The organism is Streptomyces sp. NPDC002787, assembly GCF_053592095.1.
Window position 1 is genome coordinate 72,446 of the sequence record NZ_JBSFVC010000018.1, and the last position, 21,306, is coordinate 93,751.

Here is a 21,306-nt window from a genome sequence, read left to right on the forward strand (position 1 = left end):
CGTCCTAGCGGTCGACGACGTTCATGGCCATGGCCCCGGAGGCCGAGCAGTAGGGACGCACCCACACCGGGCGCGCCGGGTGGATCACGGCGTACTCCGAGGGTTCGTCGCCCACGAGGGGCACGGGCGGGTAGGCGAAGGCGCCCTTGACGTCGGGGAAGTCCTCCAGCAGATGACAGACGCGGATCCTGCTCCGGTCGGCCGGGTCGGGCTGCAGCCACCAGTCCCAGTCCTCCCAGCGCTCCAGCCGGTGGTCGACCACCCGCCGCACGGGCGCCTCGGCCTTGAAGCGGCGGCTGCCCAACAGGTGCACGGGCACCGTGAAGTTCGTCGAGTGGCGGCCACGGCGGCTCACGACGAAGAGCGCGCCGGGCTTCAGCAGCCGCTTCCCGCAGAGGACGCCCTCCAGGGCGATGCCGGTGTCGGTCACCTCCACGCCGACGCATTCGGCGTGGTCCTGGCGGAGGACGCTGCGCAGCATGAGGCGGCCGCCCGGCTGCGCGTAAGGGAGGTTCCAGCCGACGGGCCCGGTCGGCGGCCTCGCGATCAGCCGGTCCCGGGCGTCGATGAGGGCCCGGGTGTCGCGGATGCCGGCCTTCATGTGGACGGCGCCCGTCTTCGGGGCGCGCATGGTCACCTGCCAGCGTCCGTCGCCGAGGTGGTCGAGGGCGGAGGGGGTGATCGCGGCCGTGTAGCGGGTGCCGCCGTTGTCGAGCGGTTTGCGTACGGTGCGCAGCGGGAGGTCGGGCAGGCGGTCGCCGTCGGAGGGCTTGTGGCGGAGGACGAACTGCCAGCGGTGGCGGCCCTCGGCGGGACCATCGGCGGCGAAGCGCAGCCAGCCCGCGTCGTCCGCCGTCACGTCGACGGTGGCCGCGCCGAGGGACGCCGGGGGTACGGCGGTCAGGGCCTCGGCCTTCTTCCGGGGCCCGGCGGGCGCCCGGTACCCCTTCGTCCTGGCGGCCCGGCGGCGGGCCGCGTCCTCGAAGAGCTCGACGTAGCGGGCGGCCACGGCGGCGGGGTCGTAGCGGGTGGAGTTGCGCAGCGCGGCGGTGCCCATGGCCCGGCGCAGGTTCTCGTCGGCCATCAGGCGCCGCAGTCCCCAGGCGATGGCGTCCACGTCGCCGTTGGCCACCAGCAGGCCGTCCTCGCCGTCGGCCAGGATCTCGCGGGGGCCGACGGGGCAGTCGGTCGACACCACCGGCAGGCCGCAGCGCATGGCCTCGACCAGGGTCATGCCGAAGGACTCCGCGCTCGACGTCACGGCGGCGATGGAGCCCTTGGCCCACTCCGACTCGATGGGTGAGAAGCCGCCCATGAGCAGCGCCCGGCCCGCCAGGCCGAGTTCGGTGACGAGGGCGCGCAGTTTCCCGGCCTCGCCGCCGTCGCCGTAGATGCGCAGCTGCCAGTCGGGGAACTCCTCGGCGAGCATGCCGAAGGCGCGGATCAGCAGGTCGTACCGCTTGATGTGGTGCATGCGGCCGGCGCTGACGACGACCTTGTGGGTGCAGTCGGAGGGCGGTACGGCGGGCTGGGGCACGCTGTTGGGGATGCCGACCACGGTGAGGCCGGGGATCGGGGTGTGCTCCATGAAGGAGCGGGCGTCGGCCTCGGTGACGGTCGTGATGCCGTCGAGCCGTGGGTAGACGCGGGCCATCTCGGCGCGGACGGCGGGCGGGATGGCCAGGTGGGTCATGTGTTCCTGGGCCACGCGCAGGGCGCCGTCGCGGGTGTGGGCGGCGACGAAGAGGTTGAGGCTGGGGCGGGTGCCGACGACGACGTCCGCGTCCGTCTTCTTCAGCTCCCGGATGATGCGCTGGTCGGTGAATCTGCTGTACTGCGCGAAGAACTCCTCCTGGCGCGGCACCACTTCGCTGGGTTCGTCGCTCCCGGCGGCGCCCCGGTCGCCGGAGCCGGGCCGCAGGTCGACCAGGGCGCGGACGGTGATCCTCGGCGAGATCTCGAACTTGGTGGCGGTCGCGCGGCGGAACACCGAGACGATCTCGACCTCGTGGTGGACGGCGAGTGCCTCGGCGAGGTTGATGACCGTGCGGTTGGTGCCCCCGATGCCGTAGATGTTGTTGATCAGGAAGGAGATCTTCACCGGACCTCACGCTCCTTCCGCTCGAAGGGACTCGGCACGGGGTAGTAGGCGTCCAGGAACCGGCCGAGCATCGCCGTCTGGCGGGCGATGTCATGTCCGTCGGAGAGGGTGTCGTTGATGCAGAACGCCTGCCGGTCGCGGCGGGCCAGCAGGATGCCGAGCCGCCGCTGGATCTCGGGTCTGGCCAGGTCGAGGTAGGCGAAGCTGATGTCGGAGGGCACGGCCCGGCCGGTGAAGTACGCGTAGTAGTGGTACAGCGACGACGGGATCGAGATGTCGTCGGCGCTGCGGAACCGGCTGTGCGAGGTCGCCCGGTGGGCGTCCGCGAACTCCCGCTCGATCTCGTGGAGAACGCTGCGGCGCAGGGCGTACGGGGCGTGCCGGATCTTCTGCACGATGGCCGAGCCGAAGTTGTCCAGCAGGAGCCGGCGGTTGTTCTTGCCGGCCGCGTCGACGGGGCGGTCGCCGAGGGTGCGCTCCCACCGGGGGACCTGGGAGGGCGAGAGGAACGTACGGGTCATGCCGTTGGAGAGGAAGAAGTCCTGCGGGGTGACGGGGCGGCCTAGGAACATGTCGTCGTTGAAGTAGAGGAAGTGCTCGGCGAGGCCGGGGATGTGGTGCAGCCGGCTCTCGATGGCGTGGGAGTTGAAGGTGGGCAGCGCGCTCGGGTCGTCGAAGATCTCGGAGTGGTCGACGACCGTGATGCGGGGGTGCCGGTCGACGATCCAGGCCGGGCGCTGGCGGTCGGTGACGACGTAGATGTGGCGGACCCAGGGGGCGTTCTGCTCCAGGGCGCGCAGCGAGTAGCGCAGTTCGTCGCGGCTGATGTAGCGGGCGGCGTTCGCGGACTCGGTGTGGTAGCCGGAGTGCCCGTACCCGGCGCGCCGCCGTTGCCAGGCGGGGTCGTCGCCGTCGACCCAGGTGTAGACGACGTCGACGGGGAAGCGGACGTCCTCGGGCAGGGCGTCTGCGCAGGGCGCGATGGTGCGGACCGAGCGGGTGCGGCGGGTGTGCAGGGCGGCGAAGCCGGTGAGCCTGCTGATGGGCACGGTGACGCGGGGCTCGGCGGGTGAGACGTCCTCGGTGACGCGGTTGGGGCGCGGGGCGACCAGGCGCCCGTCCTCGGGCCGCCAGAACTCGATGTCGCAGCCGTGCTCCAGACCGAGGACCAGGGAGCCGGCCGGGTCGCTCCACAGCATGCCGACGCGCAGCACCCGGGCCTCCCCCGCGATGCGCCGTCCGCGCTTCGAGCCGCACAGCACGGTACGGCCGGCGGCGGCGTCGCCCCGGCAGGCCGTCACATGGACGGGCCCGCTCTCGGAGCAGCGCTCCAGGACCTCGCGGACCCGGTCGCGGTCGGCCTCGGCGACCGCGAGGCAGGAGCGGAAGTCGGAGTTGCCGCGGATCGCGAAGTAGTCGACGCCCGCCTCCTCCAGCAGCGTCACCACCAGTTCGAGGTTGGCCTCACGCAGCCCGAGGGGCGAGACGGTGGGGCGTACGAGGGCGATCTGTGCCCCGGGCCCGGCCAGCGCGGCCAGCCGCTCGCCCTCGCGGAACAGGTGCGGCCAGCGGCGGCGGGCCCGGGCCGCGCGGAGCAGCCGGGAGCCGAGTGTGAACGACTGGAGATGGCGCAGGAGCCGCTTGAGCGCCATGCGCAGCCGCAGGGGTACACGGCGCGCGATCCGGCGTCGCAGCCCCGTGGGGACGAGGCCGCGGTACGCCCCGACCAGGGCGGACGCCTCGGGATTGCCCATACTCACGACTGGTTGTCCGGCTCCTCGGGGCCCCCGTGCTCGAAGACGCTCGGGACGGGGAAGTAACGGCGCAGGAAGTGCAGTACGGCCTCGGTGCCGCCTTGGCCGAGGGCCTGCGGCGTCCCCAGGCCGGTGAACTGGATCTGCTGACTGTCCCGGCGCACGAGCAGCCGCTCCAGGTGGTTGTCGAGCCCGGGCAGCGCGGCGTGGAGGACCACGGTCGTCTCGCCGGAGGGGTCGGCGAGTCCGGCCACCGCACCGAAGTGGTGGATGAGACCGTCCATGGGGTGGGTGCCGGTGACCGTGGGCGCCGTCTGGACGTCGGGCAGGGGCAGGGGTTCGGCGCCCGACTCCGCGAGGCGGGACAGGGTCTGGCAGCTGTAGGGCTGGGGGCCCTCGGCGTAGCCGTGCGCGGTGACGCGGCCGGTCGTCGCGTAGGCGGACCGGGTCCAGGGGGCGAAGGACTCCCGCGCGGTCCACGGGCCGCGGCGCGGGCGGGTCACCCCGTGCGGGGTGAAGTAGTCGAAGGCCCTCACGGGGCGGCCGAGCAGCGCTCCGGGGCGCAGCAGGAGGAAGTGGTCGGCGATGTCGGGCAGTTGGTGGAGCCGCCACTCGGCGCCGGGGCGGGCGGGCACGATGCTGAGCCGCTCGTCGGCCCGGAGCCACTCCGGTACGGGGGCCTGGGCGACCACGTGGACGACGTCGGTCCAGGGCGCGTACTGGTGCAGCGAGCGCAGCGCGGCGCGCAGGAGTTCCTCCCCCCAGGGCGTGGCGTGCTGGTGGAGCAGGACCGCGTCGACCGGGAAGACGATCTCCTCCAGGCGGGCGATGTCGAAGTTCTCCAGGGTGATCGTCGGCTCCATGGCGCCGTCGATGTCGAGGTACCCGGAGAGCCGGTCGAGGCCGATCTCGATGCCCAGGGCGTCGCTGGGCACGGCCCGCTGGACCCGGTTGGGGCGCGGACCGACGACCCGCTCCTGGGGGAGATCGGTGTTGACCGTCCAGAACTCGATCTCGACGCCCTGGTCCTCGCCGACCCACAGGTTCTCGGTGGGGTCGGTGCGCAGCCAGGTCAGGCGGATCACCCGGGCCCTGCCGAAGTGCTTCCAGGCCTTCACATGGCTGCCCGGAACGTCGTGGGTCTCGCTGTTCGCGGGCGAGACGGACACCACGTAACCGGTGTGCTCCTCCAGCAACGCGCGGAGCGCCCTGCGCACCTCGCCCTTGTCGCGCTGTTCCACGGCCAGGCAGATCCGCCGGTCGTCGAGCGCGGGGACCGCGAACCAGGGGATGTCGGCGGCGTCGAGGGCGTGGGTGACCAGGTTGTGGTCGAGGCGGCGGGCGAGGTCGACGGTCAGCCCGGTGTGCACATGTCCGATCCGGCCGTCGTGCGCCTGGGTCCGGCGCTCGGAGTGCCCGAACTCCGCCTTGCGGACGCGCCGCAGGGCACGCCGGTGCAGGCGGGCCTCGCGCCGGCCGAGGGCGCGGGCGAGCGAGCCCTTGACCTTGCGGCGTACGCGGCCGGGGACGGTGGTCGCGGCGACGGTACGGACCGGCTGGGGGACGAGGCGTTTGTAGACGTGGGCCGCGGAGCTCAACGACGTCGGTTCGGACACGTCATGAACTCCGTCTCATCGCTTGTAGGGGCCATTCATCGGGTGGGAGGTCCGCTCCTCGTCGGAGCGGGCCCCGTGGGGCGCCGCTCATCGCTCGTAGGGGCTCGGGGTGGGGAAGTACGCGTTGAGGAACCCGTCCAGGAGCTCCTGCTGGGCCTCGATGTCCTCGGGGGTCGAGAAGGCGTCGTTGAGGCAGAAGCTGTCCTGGTTCCTGCCGTCGAGCAGCCGGGCCAGCCGGTCCGCGAGGTCGGGGACGGCCAGCTGGAGATAGGTGAAGGGCATCGAGCCGGGCTGGGCGCGCCCGGTGAGCGCCGCGTAGTAGAGCGCGAACGACGAGGTCGGCGACAGATCCGTCATCGCGCGGAACCGGCTGGCCGACGTACGCGCCCAGGCCTCCGGGAAGTCCCGTTCGGCCTCTTCCATCGCCGAGCGGCGCAGGGCGTACGGGATGTGCTCCATCGGCTGGGTGATGACCTTGCCGAATCGTTTCAGCAGAAGGGCGCGGTTGTTCTTGCAGGCCGCGTCGACCGGGGTGTCCGTCTCGACGACCGGGCCCTGCGGGATGCGGTTGCGGGAGGGGAAGTAGCGGGCGGTGCCGGAGGGGGTGAAGAAGGCGTGCGGGGCGACCGGGCGGCCCATGAACATGTCGTCGTTGAAGTACAGGAAGTGCTCGGCGAGACCCTCGATGTGGTGGAGCTGGCTCTCGATCGAGTGCGAGTTGAAGGTCGGCAGGTCCGCCGGGTCGCGGAAGATCTCGCGGTGGCTCGCGATCCGCAGGCCGGGGACGTCCTCGCGCAGCCAGGCCGGGACCTGGTCGTCGGTGACGATGTAGATGGTGCGGATCCAGGGCGCGAACAGATGCAGGGACCGTACGGAGTACCGCAGTTCGTCGCGGCTGATGAAGCGGGCGTCGCTCGCCGACTCCGCGTGGTAGACCTCGCCCTTCGCCTGCGCCTTGCGCCGCTGCCACGCCGGGTCGTCGCCGTCGACCCAGGTGTAGACGGCGTCGACGGGGAAGTCGATGTCGTCCGCGCAGTTGACCAGGAACTCCGGGCGGGTGGCGAGCGCCGGCGCGAGGTGCTGCGGGGTCCAGTCCGACACGAAGCGGCTGAACAGCCGGGCGGCGCCGTACACGTTCACGCCGTGGGCGACGACGGCCCAGGTGGCCCGGTTGGCGCGGGGCGCGACGAGGTGGTCGCCGTGGGGCTGCCAGAACTCGACGGCGCAGCCGTACTCGTGGCCGAGCAGCAGATGCCGGCCGGGGTCGGTGCGGTACCAGCTGATCTGGAGCACCCGGGCGGTGGAGACCCCGCGCCAGGCCTTCGGGTCGCGGGAGGAGACGGGGCGGGCGGGCCGGGGCGCGTCGGGGTCGATCACGCTCAGGTGGCCGGGGTACTGGCCGAGGCCCCGGAAGACCGCGCCGAGCACCCGCTCGCGGTCCTGCTCGGCGACGGCGACGACGGTGCCGTGGTCGGAGGTGCCGCGCACGGCGAAGTACGGCACACCGGCCACGTCGAGCAGCGAGGTGAGGGCGCTGCGGTTGGCCTCACGGGCCGCCAGCGGCGTCAGCCCGGGTTCGACGTACACGTCACCGCGCTCGGCGGCGACCGCGGGGTTCGGCGTATGGCCGGAAGTGTGCGGTGCGGCGGTGGCGGGAGCCCGTCGGGAATGGCTCGATCCACCCGGCGTCCGCTGGACGGCGGGCTCCGAAACGGTTGTCACGCCGACTGCCTCTCACGGGCCGAAGCGCTCACCAGCACCGCAACCCCCTCCCTCTTCCCGCCCCGGCCGGACGCCGACGGCGAGAACCCCCACTGGCCACTCGCCTTCGTGCCCCCCGGCTCGAACCGTGACCACTTGCCCACCGACACCGTTGTCGGCTTTCTTCACATAAAAGCTTTAACCTTGCACAGGTCTGGCACATCATCACGAGCAAATCAGCCAACTGTCAACAGCAGGCGAAAATGACAGAAAACACACAGCGAGCGCCATCCCCAGCGAACTCCCGGTAACGGGCGAATGAACCAGGCGCCTCCGAAGCCCTCCAAAGCTCGGTCTATAGTTCGGACACATTGCGACGTATGGAACAGTCGCGTGGGCCCGGCCTCTCCCCCACTCGTGCCCTCCCCGATTCACACCCACGGCATCGAGCCACGCAGCGAGAGGACACCGAGGCATGACGCACGCCCTGACGGAGCCGGAACAGACCCCGAGATCCAGGCGCGCGCCATCGAGCCGGCGGGCCAAGCCGCAGCGCAAGCGCCGTGTGGGGCGCTGGATCGCGCTGAGCCTCGTCGTCCTGGTGCTGGCCGCGGGCGGCACCGGATACTGGCTGTACAGCGACCTGAACGGCAACATCGACGGCGTCGACCTCGACCGGGCGATCGGCGACGACCGCCCGGAGAAGCTGCCGACCTCGGGGCAGAACATCCTGGTCCTGGGCTCCGACTCACGCTCCGGAGCCAACGCCGACCTCGGCACGGGCGACGTCTCCGGGGCCCGCTCCGACACCGCGCTGGTGATGCACATACCCGAGGGCCGCACCGAGGCCGTCGCCATCAGCATCCCCCGCGACACCCTGGTGACCCGGCCCGAGTGCACCAAGGCGGACGGCACCACCGTCGCTTCCGCGAAGCGTGTGATGTTCAACTCGGTCTACTCGCTGGCCGGCCCGGCCTGTGTGGTGAAGACCGTGGAGCAGATGTCCGGGATCCGGATGGACCACTTCGTGGAGATCGACTTCGCCGGCTTCAAGGGGCTCGTCGACGCGATAGGCGGCGTGACGGTCACCGTCGACGAGGCCATCCACGACAAGTCCAGCGGCCTCGACCTGGAGGCGGGCACCCACACGCTCGACGGCACCCAGTCCCTCGCGTTCGTCCGCACCCGGCACGGCGTCGGCGACGGCAGCGACCTCGGCCGCATCGGTCTCCAGCAGCAGTTCATGATCGCCCTACTGAGCGAGATCAAGAAGCAGGACCTCCTCGGCAGCCCCACCAAGGCCTACAAGATCGCCGACAGTCTCACCGCGTCACTGACCACCGACTCCGAACTCGACTCCCTCACCGCGCTGTCCGACTTCGCCCGCAGCATGAACGGCGTCGACCCCGCCGCCATGGAGACGATCATGCTCCCGGTCGAGTACGACAGGACCGACCCCAACCGAGTGGTGGCGGCCGAGCCCCAGGCGACCACGCTGTGGAAGGCGTTGCGCCAGGACAAGGAGATCCCGGACTCGGCGAAGAAGTCCCCGGCGACCGGCGGCACCTCGTAAGGTGGCGCGCCCCGTCAGGGGCGCGGGGAACTGCGCGAGCAACCACGCACAACCCGCACCCGACGAACCAGCTGCCGCGGCAGACGCATAGGCGGCAGCAGCCGCCCCGGGCGTCCGTCGTCAGACAAGAACCGACGGCGCCAACGCCAGCCCACCCTCCCCGTTCTGTGAAGCGATCCGCAGCGCGCCGTCGGCCCCGATCATCCCGAGCACCACCCGCCCGTACACATCCCGCGCCAGCGCCGGCGCCCCCACGCAGCGTTCACCGGTCGGCGACCACCACACACCGGCCTGCTCGTTCTCCGTTCCGCACGCGGCGAGCATGACCTGCCCCTCGATGTCGCGATGGGCCAGCACCGTGCAGTCGTACCCGTCGAGCGGCACCCGCAGCACGGCGACCGGGTCCTCGGCCGGCGCCCCGCCCAACGGGATCACCCAGCCGCCCGGGCGGTGGGCGACGAGGCCCCCGCTCGCCGGGTCGGTCCAGTAGTACGTGGCCCGGTCGGGGCCGGTCTCGAGGCCCACCACGCTGCCCCGGACCACCGCGACCGGAATGGTGGGCGTCTGGCTGAAGTTCCCGTCGGGCTTGTCCTGCGTCCAGCGCATGACGAGGTTCTGACCGCCGACCATCGCCTCGACCCGGCCGCCGGCGTACGCGACCACGGTCACCGGGTCCTGCACCAGGCTGCCCTTGAGGTCGGTCCACGGACCCCACTTGCCGCCGGCCTGCTCCCGCCGGAGCATGACGCCCCCACCGGCGTTGCGCGCGAAGACGTGGACGCTGCCGTTGGAGCTGACTCCCCCGGTCGGCATCCCGAAGCGCGCGGCCTTCACCGGGTCCTTGTGCGGGTTGCCCAGCGAACGCCACTCACTGACCGGCCTGCCGGTCTGGTACTGGATGGCGTGCACGATGTCCACGGCGGGCGGACCGTCGGCCCTCGCGACCTCCCGGCGGCCGAGGAAGTGCACATAGGTGTCGGCGCCCTGCACGATGTGGAGGTCGGTCAGATCGGCCACGGGGAAGAGATCCGGACCGGTCCACTGAGGACCGCCGGGCCGTGTCTGCGTCCAGCGCAGCAGCCCCGTACGCCCGCGGGCGTACGCGGTGAGCCTGCCGTCCTTGCCGAGGACGAGCCAGGAACCGGCGAGGGTGGCCTCTGCCCTGTGCCGCTCGCCCCCGCCGTTCGTAGAGGTGCCGGCCGCCGCCCCCTGGGCAGCGGCGCGCCCGGATCTGGTCCGCATGACGTGACCTGCCCTTTCCATGACGCTCGGCGCGGCTCCCGGCCGCCTTCTCGCACAGGAACGCGGAAGGCCGAGCGGACCCCATCATAGGATGAACGTTTCGCCAATATGGAGTGGCGGCCGGGCATGCGACCCTGTCCCCATGGACGACCCCCTGCTCGTGATCGTCGACGCCGCCAACGTCATCGGCTCCGTTCCCGACGGCTGGTGGCGCGACCGGCGCGGTGCGGCGGAACGCCTGCGCGACCGGCTCGCCCGGGACGGGGTCCCCGGCCGCGACGAGCCCCTCGAACTCGTCATGGTCGTGGAGGGCGCCGCCCGCGGTGTGGAGCCGGTCCCCGGCGTACGGGTCGACGCGGCCCCCCGCAGCGGCGACGACCGCATCGTCGAACTGGTCGCCGAGGAGGGCCGGGACCGCCCCTGCCTCGTCATCACCGCCGATCGCGAACTACGGCGCAGGGTAGGCGAGTTGGGAGCCGATGTGGCCGGCCCACGCACGGTGCGCGACGGGTCCTGACCGGCCCCACTTCGCTCCGGCGGCGCCGGAAGCGGCTTGCCGGTGTTCGGCTACGGGGCGCCGTGGCCCGGCGGCCTGGCGACATCGTCCACGGTGTTCTCCTCGTGGCGTCCGAGGCGGCTGTGCGAGCGGCCGTAGACGAAGTAGACGACGAAGCCGAGGGCCATCCAGGCGGCGAAGCGGAGCCAGGTCTCGGTGGGGAGGTTGAGCATCAGCCACAGCGAGGCGCACACCGACAGGATCGGGATCAACGGCACCCACGGCGTGCGGAACGCCCGGTGCAGGTCGGGGCGGGTCCTACGGAGGATGATGACGCCGATCGCGACGACCACGAACGCGAACAGCGTGCCGATGTTCACCAGCTCGGCCAGCTCGCTCAGCGGGGTGAAGCCCGCGAGGATCGCGATGACCACACCCAGCAGGATGGTCGGCCGGTGCGGGGTCTTGAACCGGGGGTGGACTCGGGAGAAGAAGCGCGGCAGCAGTCCGTCGCGGCTCATCGCGAAGAAGACCCGGGTCTGACCGAGCAGCAGGATCATGCACACGGTCGTCAGACCGACGGCGGCGCCGAAGCTGATGAATCCCGCGAACCACGGGTGCCCGGTGGCCTTGAAGGCGTCGGCGAGCGGCGCGGTCACCGACAGATCGGTGTAGTGCTGCATGCCGGTGACGACGATGGACACCAACACGTACAGCGTGGTGCAGATGATGAGCGAGCCGAGGATGCCCCGGGGCATGTCCCGCTGCGGGTTCTTCGTCTCCTCGGCGGCCGTGGCGACGACGTCGAAGCCGATGAACGCGAAGAAGACCACGGAGGCGGCCGTGAAGATGCCCATCACACCGAAGTTGGAGGGCGCCCAGCCGAAGATCAGCTGGATCAGCGGGGACTGGAGACTGTCGCCGGCCGGCACCTCCTGCGCCCTGGGGACGAACGGGTCGTAGTTGTCGCCGTTGACGAAGAAGGCGCCCGCGATGATCACGGTGAGGACGACCGTCACCTTGATGGCGACGACGAGGGAGGTGACCCGCGCGGAGAGCTTCGTGCCGAGCACGAGGATGGCGGTGAGCACCAGGACGAGCAGGGCCGCGAGGATGTCGAACCCGAAGCCGTCGGCCCCGTCCCTGGTGCCGAGCGCAGCGGGCAGCTCCCAGCCCGCGTTCTCCATCAGCGAATGGATGTAGCCCGACCAGCCGACAGCCACCACCGCCGTCCCCAGCGCGAACTCCAGGACGAGGTCCCAGCCGATGATCCAGGCGGGCAGCTCCCCGAGGGAGGCGTACGAGAAGGTGTACGCGGACCCGGCGACCGGGACCGTGGAGGCGAATTCCGCGTAGCACAGGGCGGCCAGAGCGCAGACGACGCCGGCCACGATGAAAGCGAGGGCCACGGAGGGACCGGCGTTGTTCTTGGCCACCGTGCCGGTGAGGACGAAGATGCCGGTGCCGATGATGACACCGACGCCGAAGACCGTCAGATCCAGCGCGGACAGGGATTTCTTGAGCGCGTGCTCTGGTTCCTCGGTATCGAGGATGGACTGCTCGACCTTCTTCGTCCGGAAGAGTGTGCTGCTCACAGGCGGACCTCCCACGCTTGTCGTCCTCGACATGATCGAGAGGGGGCGTGGAGCGTATGCCCCGGCGCGAGCGGTTTCACGCGAACGGGCCGGTCTCACCACCGTAAAGGATGGCGAGACCGGCCCGAACGGCCCACGTCGTACGTCAGTCGCGCGCGGGCTCCACCTCTGCGGCGGCGTCGGCGATGGTGGTCCTCCCGTTCGAGCGGAGCCGGGGGTGGGGCAGGCCGTCCAGCTTGGAGACCAGCCCGGTGACCTGGCGGGCGATGTCGGGCGCGGTGAGCCCGATCTCCGCCAGGACCTCGGCGCGGGAGGCGTGGTCGAGGAAGCGCGGCGGGATGCCGAAGTCGCGCAGCGGGATATCGACGCCGGCGTCGCGCAGCGCCTGGGCGACGGCCGAGCCGACGCCGCCGACGCGGGAGTTGTCCTCGACGGTGACGACCACCCGGTGCTTGCCGGCGAGCGGCGCCATGTGCTCGTCGACCGGCTTGACCCAGCGCGGGTCGACGACGGTCGTGGTGATCCCCTGCTTGTCGAGCAGGCCGGCGATCTCCAGGCACATCGGCGCGAGGGCGCCGACGGAGACGAGGAGCACGTCCGGGCTGTCGGTGCCCGGCTCCCGCAGCACGTCCATGCCTCCGACGCGACGCACGGCCGGTACGGCGGGGCCGACGGCGCCCTTGGAGAAGCGCACCACGGTCGGCGCGTCCGTCACCTCGACGGCCTCGCGCAACTGGGCGCGCACCTGGTCGGCGTCGCGCGGCGCGGCGAGCCTGAGCCCCGGCACGACCTGGAGGATCGACATGTCCCACATGCCGTTGTGCGAGGCGCCGTCGGTGCCGGTGACTCCGGCCCGGTCGAGCACGAACGTGACGCCGCACTTGTGCAGGGCCACGTCCATCAGCACCTGGTCGAAGGCGCGGTTGAGGAAGGTGGCGTACACCGCGAAGACGGGGTGCAGTCCGCCGGTCGCCAGGCCGGCCGCGCTGACGGCGCCGTGCTGCTCGGCGATGCCGACGTCGTAGATCCGGTCCGGGAAGGTGTCCGCGAACTTCTTCAGACCGACCGGCTGGAGCATCGCCGCGGTGATCGCCACGATGTCCTCGCGCTCCTTGCCGAGCTCGACCATCTCGTCACCGAAGACGGAGGTCCAGTCGGCACCCGAAGCCTTGACCGGCAGGCCCGTGTCGGGGTGGATGGGGCCGATGCCGTGGAAGCGGTCCGCCTCGTCCTGGAGGGCGGGCTGGTAGCCACGGCCCTTCTCGGTGAGGCAGTGCACGATGACCGGTCCGCCGAACCGCTTGGCGCGGGACAGCGCGGACTCCAGGGCCTCGAGGTCGTGCCCGTCGATCGGTCCGACGTACTTGAGCCCCAGGTCCTCGAACATGCCCTGCGGGGCGATGAAGTCCTTCAGCCCCTTCTTGGCGCCGTGCAGCGTCTCGTAGAGGGGCCGGCCGACGACGGGCGTCCGCTCCAGCAGGTCCTTGCCCCGGGCCAGGAACCGCTCGTAGCCGTCGGTGGTCCGCAGGGTGGCCAGGTGGTTGGCGAGGCCGCCGATGGTCGGCGCGTACGAGCGCTCGTTGTCGTTGACGACGATGACCAGGGGCCGGTCCTTGGCGTCCGCGATGTTGTTGAGCGCCTCCCAGGCCATACCACCGGTGAGCGCGCCGTCGCCGATGACGGCGACCACGTGGTCGTCGCGTTTCAGCACCTGGTTGGCCTTCGCGAGTCCGTCGGCCCACCCCAGGACCGTCGAAGCGTGGCTGTTCTCGATGACGTCGTGCTCGGACTCGGCCTGCGAGGGGTAGCCGGACAGGCCACCCTTCATCTTCAGCTTGGAGAAGTCCTGACGACCGGTGAGCAGCTTGTGCACATAGGACTGGTGGCCCGTGTCCCAGAGCACCTTGTCCTTCGGCGAGTCGAAGACGCGGTGCAGCGCGATGGTGAGTTCGACGACGCCGAGGTTCGGGCCGAGGTGACCGCCGGTCTTTGACACCGCCTCCACGAGGAAGGTCCGGATCTCCTCCGCCAGCTGGTCCAGCTGCTCCAGGCTGAGCCGGTCCAGATCGCGCGGTCCCCTGATGCGGGTCAGCAGCGGCACCCGTGCCTCCTTGCATAGTGCTGTTCGAGCGTTGCCGGGCTCGTCGAAGTCTAATCTTTCGCGCACACGGCCAACCGCCGGGCAGGTGGGTCCTGCGTCACGCGAACGGCCGTAGACCATCCTGCACAAACGCCCCGGAACGAAACGTCCGACCACAAGGAGAAGTGCCCGGCGCCTTGTTGGCACCGGGCACCGCGCGCGCACCGGAGGGACGCGGGGCTGTTACATATGCGGCTCCGCCGCGGGGCGCGACCAGCCACGACGGGCCGGCAGCCGCAGAACGAACCCCGCCCCGACGGCGCTCCTTGGCCAGACCGCTACGCGCGACCCGCCGCCTTCTGGCTCTTACGGGAGACGGAGTCGATGACCACGGCACCGAGAAGCACCGAGCCCGTGATCATGTACTGGATCGACGTGTTCATGTTCAGCAGGTCAAGACCGGTCTGGATCGACTGGATCACCAACATACCCAGCAGCGCCGACCACACCGATCCACGCCCACCGAAGAGGCTCGTACCGCCGATGACCGCCGCGGCGATCGCGAGCATCAGCGTGTTGCCGCCACCGGCGGACAGCGTCGCACTCGCGGTCTGACCGGCGAAGAACATGCCGCCGATCGCCGCGAAGCCACCGGAGATGGCGAACACGGTGATCCGGATGAGCGGCACGTTGATACCGGCCCGGCGCGCGGCCTCGATGCCGCCGCCGACCGCGAACACCTTGCGGCCGTAGGTCGTACGACGCAGCACGAAGTCCACGACGACCAGTGCCGCCAGGAAGATCACCAGCGCGTTGGAGACACCGGCCGAGTTGTTGAGCACGGCGGCCGCGGCGAAGGACGCGAGGGCCAGGGCGCCCACACGCAGCAGGATCTCGCTGGTCGGCCGGAACGGCACCCCGGCGGCCCGGCGGCGGCGCTGCTCGTTGAAGTTGCCGACGAGGGAGAGCACGACGGCAAGGCCGGCCAGGATGTACGCGCCGATGATGGCCTGGTCCATGAAGAAGGAGCTCTGGCCGAGCAGATGGACCGGACCCGTCTCGGACGGGATGTTGATGGTGCCGCTGTCGCCCAGCAGCCACAGCATCAGGCCGTTCCAGCCGAGGAAGCCGGCCAGGGTGACGACGAACGCGGGTACGCCGATCCTGGCGAAGAACCAGCCGTGCAGCGCGCCGATGGCGATGCCGGTGAGGATCGCGAGGATCAGTGACAACCAGGAGTTCATGCCGTGGTTCACCACGAACACGGCGAACAGGGTGGAGGCCAGACCACTGACCGAACCCACCGACAGATCGATCTCACCGAGCAGCAGGACGAACACCAGGCCGATGGCCAGCATGCCGGTGGCCGACAGGAAGTAGCTGATGTTCGAGAGGTTGTCGGCGCTCAGGAAGCGGTCGTTCTGCAGCTGGAAGATCGTCCAGATGACGATCAGGCCGATGACCACCGGCAGCGAGCCCAGCTCGCCGCCCTTCACCTTGCGCTTGAACTCCGTGAGGTAGCCCTTGAAGCCCTCTTCACGGATCAGCAGCCGGGGGTCGACCACGGTCACCGGGGCGGCCGTCGGGTCGTCGGCGGGCGCGACGGTGGTCTGGCCCTCCACGACACCGGCCTTCTCGGCGCCGCTCTTCACGGTCTTCGACGTGTCGCTCACTGTGCCGCCTCCGCGGTGCGCCGCCCCGCACGACGGGTCACGGCGTTGTCCGTGGCACCCGTGATCGCGGCGATGATCTCTTCGTGGCTGGTGTCCTTCACAGCGAAGGAGCCGTTGTTCTTGCCCAGGCGCAGGACGGCGACGGTGTCCGCGACCGCCTTCACGTCGGCCATGTTGTGGCTGATGAGGATGACGGCGAGGTCGCGTTCGCGCAGCCGCTCGACCAGGTCGAGGACCTGCGCGGTCTGCTCGACGCCGAGGGCGGCGGTGGGCTCGTCCAGGATGACGAGCTTGGGGTCGCCGATGAGGGCGCGGGCGATGGCGACGACCTGGCGCTGACCGCCGGAGAGGCTCGCGATCGGGATGCGCACGCTCGGGATCCGGATGGAGAGCGTGGACAGCAGCTCGCGGGAGTTCTTCTCCATCGTCACCTCGTCGATGACGCCCCGGTGCAGCAGTTCGCGGCCGAGGTAGAGGTTGCCGACGACGTCGAGGTTGTCGCAGAGCGCGAGGTCCTGGTAGACGGTCGCGACGCCGAGTCCCTGGGCGTCGTGCGGCTTGTTGATCTTGACGGGGCTGCCCTGCCACTCGATGACGCCCTCATCGATGGGGTGGACACCCGCGATCGTCTTGACCAGGGTGGACTTACCTGCGCCGTTGTCGCCCACCAGGGCGACCACTTCTCCGGCGTGGACCTCCAGATCGACGTCGGTGAGTGCCTGCACCGCACCGAATCGCTTGGAGACTCCGCGCAACGCCAGCACGGGCGTAGCGGACATCGTGAACCATCTCCTTCGCCGCCTGACCGGCGGGGATGCCGCGCTTGGGATCAGGCGCGGAGGAATGTGCGTGACGCACAAGACTTACAGGGGAACATGCGTAGATCCGCCGCGCTCGACGACGGTTCCGTCCGGCGCCCGCCCCGGAAGCGGGGTCTGAAGGTGGGGCGGGCGCCGGACAGGTTCTACGGGACCGCGGAGCGGTCGCGACTCGAGTGACTACTCGAGACCGGCCTCCTTGCAGGCCTTGGCGTACTCGGCCGTGCAGATGTCGGCGACCTTGTACAGGCCGTCCTTGACGACCGTGTCCTTGATGTTCTCCTTGGTGACGGACACCGGGGTCAGCAGCTTCGCCTGGACCTTGTCGCCGGAGCCGCTGGTCACCTCGGTGTCGGCCAGGGACTTGATGTCCTTGCCCTCCAGCAGGTTGACCGCGATCTCGGCGGCGGTGTCGGCCTCGGGCTTGTAGGCCTTGTAGACCGTGGAGGACTGGGTGCCCAGGACGATCCGCTGGATGGCCGCGAGCTCGGCGTCCTGGCCGGTCAGCGGGATGTTGCTGATCTTCGCACCCTTGAGGGTGTTGGCGATGCCACCGGCCATGCCGTCGTTGGCGGCGTAGACGCCGGCGATGTTCTTGGCGCCCAGCTGGGTGATCGCCGCGGACATCTTCTGGGCAGCGACGGTGTCCTTCCACAGGCCGGACTGCTCGTAGGCGATGTCGACCTTGCCGTCGAGGACCTTGTGGGCGCCTTCCTTGAACTGGCCGGCGTTCGGGTCGGCGTCGTCGCCGTTGATCATGACGACCTTGGACTTGGCGGTCGCCTTGTCGCCGAGCGCGTCGAGGAGGGCCTGGCCCTGGAGCTCACCGACCTTGACGTTGTCGAAGGAGACGTAGGCCGAGACCGGGCCCTGGGCGAGGCGGTCGTACGCGACGACCTTGACACCCTTGTCCACCGCGGACTGGATGGAGGACTTGATGGCGGCGGAGTCCTGGGCGGAGACGACGATGACCTTGACGCCCTTGGTCACCATGGTGCTCATCTGCTGGGCCTGCTTGGTCGGGTCGGCCGCGGCGTTCGCGTACTCGACCGTGCAGTCGGCGCAGAGTTCCTCGACCTTGTCCTCGAAGTACGGCCTGTCGAACTTCTCGTAGCGCGCGGTGACGTTGTCGGGCAGGAGCAGACCGATGGTCTTGCTGTCCGAGCCGCTGCCGCTACCGCTGTCCGAGTCGTTGTCGTCGCCGGCCTTGCCGCAGGCGGCCACGGACAGCGCCAGCGAAACCGCGGTGGCGCCGATCGCGACTCTACGCATCGTTGCGTTCATTTGGGTTGTGCCTCCCTGACACGGGCCGCAGCACTGCGGCCGAGGTGGCTGGAAGTCAACTCGGCCACACGTGCGACGTCAAGAAGTAAATCCTTAACGGGTTGGCAACGGCGTGTTTCGTTCTCTAAGTGAAGGCGGGGGTCGCTGCGGTGAGGGTCCCGTCCAAAAGGGTTGAATCACCCATCTCACTGAGGGCCAGGGCCAGAGCCCCGAGGACCTCGGCACGGCCACCAAGCGCCCCTGGCAACACCGAGAGTTGACGTGCGGCACTCGGGATCGCGTACCGGCCGACCGACTCCCTTATGGGCCCGAGCACCAGCTCTCCGGCCTCGGCGAGATCGCCGCCGAGAACCACGCGGCTCGGGTTCAACAGATTGCAAAGGTTGGCGACTCCACTTCCGATGTGTCGGCCGACGTCGGCGATCACCCGACGACAGCCCGGGTCCCCGTCCCTCGCCAGCCGGACGACCCCTTCCATGGTGAGGTCGGTGCCGTGGCTGGACTGGAGGAGCGGCAGTACGTAGCGCGCGGCGGCGAAGGTCTCCAGGCAGCCCCGGTTGCCGCAACGGCAGACGGGGCCGGATTCATCAAGAGTAATATGCCCGATTTCTCCCGCTGTGCCACCCGGGCCTCTGTAGATCGTGCCATCGATCACCAGTCCGGCACCAACGCCGCTGGACACCTTGATGTACGCCAGGTCCCGCACCCCACGGCCACTGCCCCAGACCAGCTCACCGAGGGCGCCTAGGTTGGCGTCGTTGTCCACGTGCACCGGGACGCCGAGGCGGTCGCGCATCTCGGCGGCGGGCTTGGTGCCGGTCCAGCCCGGCAGGATGGCGGTGGAACCGAGCGTCCCGGACTCCCCGTCGATCGGGCCGGGCACGCCGAGGCCCACGCCGGCGATCTTCGTACGGTCGACGCCGGTGGCCTCGACCAGCCGGGTGACCAGCTGCTCCGCGCGGTCGAAGCCCTGGGCGGAGGAGGCGTCCACGTCCAGCGGCTCGGACTCCTCGGCCAGCACCTGATGGGCGAGGTTCCCGATCGCGACGCGCAAATGCGTGTGCCCGAAGTCCACGCCGATCACGATCCCGGCGTCCCCGCTGAGCGAGACCGCGCGGGCCCGGCGGCCACCCGCCGACGTGGGCGTGACCTCGACGGTCCCCCCGTCCTTGAGTTCGCGCACGATGTTGGACACCGTGGCCGCGGACAGGCCGGTCGTCCTGGCGATCTCCGCCTGCGTCAGCGACCCGGCGAGACGCACGGCCCGCACGACGCGCTCGAGATTTGCTCGGTGCAGCGACGACTGCGACCCCGGAGTCTCCACGACGACCTCCTGCGCACGGGGCCGCGGCGGCGAGGCCCCGTCTATGTCCAACTAGTGAACTCTAAGCTGAGCCGTTCGGGTCGCCTCCCGTCAAGAGGTTGAACTGTTTCGGTACCTGTGCGCGCACTGAGCGTGCCGCTCCCGCCCGGGCAAAACGGCATGCATGTGTCTGATTCCGCAGCGTTACTTCAGCGCCCCCGCGGTCAGCCCCTGCACCACCTGCCGCTGGAAGACGATGTACGCGGCGAGCACCGGCAGCATCGCCATCACCAGGCCGGCGAAGAGGCCGGACCAGTCCCCCTTGTATCCCTGGCTGACGGCCAGCTGGACCAGGCCCTGGGTGAGGACGCGCTTGTCGGGGTCGGTGTTGAGGACCGTGGGCAGCATGTACTGGTTCCACTGGCCGAGGAAGTTGAAGATGCCGACGCTGATCAGGCCGGGCTTGGCCATGGGCAGCATGATCTGGAAGAACGTCCTCGTGTGCGAGGCACCGTCGACGAACGCCGCCTCCGCCACCGAGGTCGGCAGCGTGCGGAAGAACGAGGCCAGGAAGAACACCGTGAACGGCAGCGAGTACGCGATGTAGACCAGGATCAGGCCGTGGATGGTGTTCAGCAGGCCCATGTTGTTCACGACGTAGAACAGCGGGACCAGCGCCAGCATGATCGGGAAGCTCATGCCTCCGATGAACAGGAAGTAGATGAAGCGGTTGCCCGGGAAGTCGAAGCGGGCCAGTACGTACGCCGCCATCGACCCGAGCACCAGCGTGCCGATGAGCGAACCCCCCACCACCAGGATGGTGTTGAGGAAGTAGTCGCTCATGTTGGCCTCGGTCCAGGCCCGTGACCAGTTGTCGAAGTGCAGCTTGTCCGGCAGCGACCAGGGCGAGGAGAAGATGGAGCGGTCGTCCTTGAAGGACGTCATCACCGCCCAGAGCAGCGGCATCACGACCATGATCGCCCAGATGACCAGGATCCCGTGCGAGAAGACGTTGAGGGTGACGCCCTCCTTCCTCTCCTTCCGGGGCGGCCCGGCCGGACGGTCGACCTTGGCGACGGGGGCACCGGACTCGGCCGGTACGGGGGCAGGGGTGTCGGTGGTCTTCATCAGTACTCCAGCCGCTCGCGTCGGCCCAGGCGCATCACCACGGCGGCGAAGGCCAGGGTGACGACGAGCAGGGCGACGCCGATCGTGGTGGCGTAGGCGGCCTGCCCGTCACGGAACGCCTTCTGGTACACGTACAGGACCATGACGGTGGTCGAGTAGTCCGGGCCGCCGGGCCCGGTCGTCATGATCTGCACGACCGCGAACGACTCGGCGCCGAGGGCGAGGATGCCCACGTAGATCCAGCCGGACTGCACCGTGTCCCACAGCAGGGGCAGGGTGATCCGGAAGAACGTGGTGGCGCGGCCGGCGCCGTCGAGCAGCGCGGCCTCGTACATCTCCGTCGGGATGGAGGCCATGCCCGCCGAGAAGAGGACCACGAAGAAACCGACCGTGGACCAGACGAGGACGGCCATGACGGACCACAGGGCGAGGTCCGGATCGCCCAGCCACAGTGGCTGGACGTTGTCGAGCCCGACACCGCGCAGGATCGAGTTGATGGCACCGCTGTCCGGGTTGTAGGCGAAGGCGAACAGCAGCGCCACGATCGCGATCGAGAGCACCTGCGGAAAGAAATAGACGATCTTGTAGAAGGACGAGCCGCGGACGCCGGTGACCACCGGCCCGCCCCTGCGATGCCGTCCGCCCACATTGATCATGAAGGCGAAGAACAGCGCCAGGCCGATCGTCAGTACCGGCAGTACCAAAGCGAACAGAAGGCTGTGCTGCAACGATTTCCAGAAGATCTCGTCGTCGAGCATCCGTTCGTAATTGGCGAAGCCGACCATCTTGAATTCGGGGCTCAGGCCGGTCCAGTCCGTGAACGAGTAGTAGATGGACTGGATGAACGGCCAGATGACGAAAAGTGTGTAGATCCCCAGGGGCACCGCCAGGAAGCCCACGATGAACCGGTACTTGCCGTGCTGCATTACCACCGACCCCGAT

15 protein-coding genes are annotated in these 21,306 nt (G+C 69.8%); 2 read left to right on the forward strand and 13 right to left on the reverse strand.

The window, feature by feature from the left end; all coding sequences use genetic code 11:
- Nucleotides 1–4: 4 nt before the first annotated feature.
- The 4 genes from ACWD26_RS25190 to ACWD26_RS25205 all read right to left on the reverse strand — a co-directional run bounded on the left by ACWD26_RS25190 (nt 5) and on the right by ACWD26_RS25205 (nt 7,193).
- Nucleotides 5–2,101, reverse strand: a complete 2,097-nt coding sequence (locus ACWD26_RS25190; protein WP_451273692.1) for a glycosyltransferase family 4 protein — start codon at nt 2,099–2,101, stop codon at nt 5–7.
- Nucleotides 2,098–3,855, reverse strand: a complete 1,758-nt coding sequence (locus ACWD26_RS25195; RefSeq protein ID WP_451273937.1) for a stealth family protein — start codon at nt 3,853–3,855, stop codon at nt 2,098–2,100. The genes ACWD26_RS25190 and ACWD26_RS25195 overlap by 4 nt, the downstream gene beginning before the upstream one ends.
- A gap of 2 nt (nt 3,856–3,857) precedes the next feature.
- Nucleotides 3,858–5,471, reverse strand: coding sequence for a sugar phosphotransferase (locus ACWD26_RS25200; RefSeq protein ID WP_451273694.1), 1,614 nt, complete (start codon nt 5,469–5,471; stop codon nt 3,858–3,860).
- Between the two features lie 87 nt (nt 5,472–5,558).
- A complete protein-coding gene (locus ACWD26_RS25205; protein ID WP_451273696.1) occupies nt 5,559–7,193 on the reverse strand; it encodes a stealth family protein in 1,635 nt (544 codons plus the stop codon).
- Between the two features lie 454 nt (nt 7,194–7,647).
- On the opposite strand from ACWD26_RS25205, the gene ACWD26_RS25210 reads away from it, so the two are divergent.
- The gene (locus ACWD26_RS25210) at nt 7,648–8,745 is read left to right on the forward strand and encodes an LCP family protein (protein ID WP_451273698.1); all 1,098 of its coding nucleotides are present in this window, start codon (nt 7,648–7,650) and stop codon (nt 8,743–8,745) included.
- 120 nt (nt 8,746–8,865) lie between these two features.
- Here ACWD26_RS25210 and ACWD26_RS25215 read toward each other — a convergent pair whose 3' ends face one another.
- Complete coding sequence (locus ACWD26_RS25215) at nt 8,866–9,987, reverse strand: hypothetical protein (RefSeq protein WP_451273700.1); 1,122 nt, start codon at nt 9,985–9,987, stop codon at nt 8,866–8,868.
- A 142-nt stretch (nt 9,988–10,129) separates the two neighbouring features.
- On the opposite strand from ACWD26_RS25215, the gene ACWD26_RS25220 reads away from it, so the two are divergent.
- Nucleotides 10,130–10,504, forward strand: coding sequence for an NTP pyrophosphohydrolase (locus ACWD26_RS25220; RefSeq protein ID WP_451273702.1), 375 nt, complete (start codon nt 10,130–10,132; stop codon nt 10,502–10,504).
- Nucleotides 10,505–10,554: 50 nt separating this feature from the next.
- On the opposite strand, the gene ACWD26_RS25225 is transcribed toward ACWD26_RS25220, so the two are convergent.
- From ACWD26_RS25225 to ACWD26_RS25260, 8 genes are all read right to left on the reverse strand, one after another.
- Nucleotides 10,555–12,078 carry an amino acid permease gene (locus ACWD26_RS25225; protein ID WP_451273704.1) on the reverse strand — a complete coding sequence of 508 codons (1,524 nt, stop codon included), beginning with the start codon at nt 12,076–12,078 and terminating at the stop codon, nt 10,555–10,557.
- A 145-nt stretch (nt 12,079–12,223) separates the two neighbouring features.
- Nucleotides 12,224–14,179 (reverse strand): 1-deoxy-D-xylulose-5-phosphate synthase, encoded by a 1,956-nt coding sequence (gene dxs / locus ACWD26_RS25230; RefSeq protein ID WP_451273706.1) that lies wholly within the window; start codon nt 14,177–14,179, stop codon nt 12,224–12,226.
- 317 nt (nt 14,180–14,496) lie between these two features.
- On the reverse strand, nt 14,497–15,831 hold the full coding sequence (locus ACWD26_RS25235) for a sugar ABC transporter permease (RefSeq protein WP_451273708.1): 1,335 nt from the start codon (nt 15,829–15,831) through the stop codon (nt 14,497–14,499).
- Entirely contained in the window at nt 15,828–16,610 is a 783-nt protein-coding gene (locus ACWD26_RS25240; protein WP_451273710.1) for an ATP-binding cassette domain-containing protein, read from the reverse strand. Before ACWD26_RS25240 ends, ACWD26_RS25235 begins: the two co-directional genes overlap by 4 nt.
- A 219-nt stretch (nt 16,611–16,829) precedes the next feature.
- Nucleotides 16,830–17,921: a sugar ABC transporter substrate-binding protein gene (locus ACWD26_RS25245; RefSeq protein ID WP_451273712.1), complete on the reverse strand. Its 1,092-nt coding sequence runs from the start codon at nt 17,919–17,921 to the stop codon at nt 16,830–16,832.
- A 136-nt stretch (nt 17,922–18,057) separates the two neighbouring features.
- Nucleotides 18,058–19,257 carry an ROK family transcriptional regulator gene (locus tag ACWD26_RS25250; protein ID WP_451273714.1) on the reverse strand — a complete coding sequence of 400 codons (1,200 nt, stop codon included), beginning with the start codon at nt 19,255–19,257 and terminating at the stop codon, nt 18,058–18,060.
- 183 nt (nt 19,258–19,440) lie between these two features.
- Entirely contained in the window at nt 19,441–20,364 is a 924-nt protein-coding gene (locus ACWD26_RS25255) for a carbohydrate ABC transporter permease (protein ID WP_451273716.1), read from the reverse strand.
- Entirely contained in the window at nt 20,364–21,290 is a 927-nt protein-coding gene (locus ACWD26_RS25260) for a carbohydrate ABC transporter permease (RefSeq protein ID WP_451273718.1), read from the reverse strand. The genes ACWD26_RS25255 and ACWD26_RS25260 overlap by 1 nt, the downstream gene beginning before the upstream one ends.
- Nucleotides 21,291–21,306: the final 16 nt, after the last annotated feature.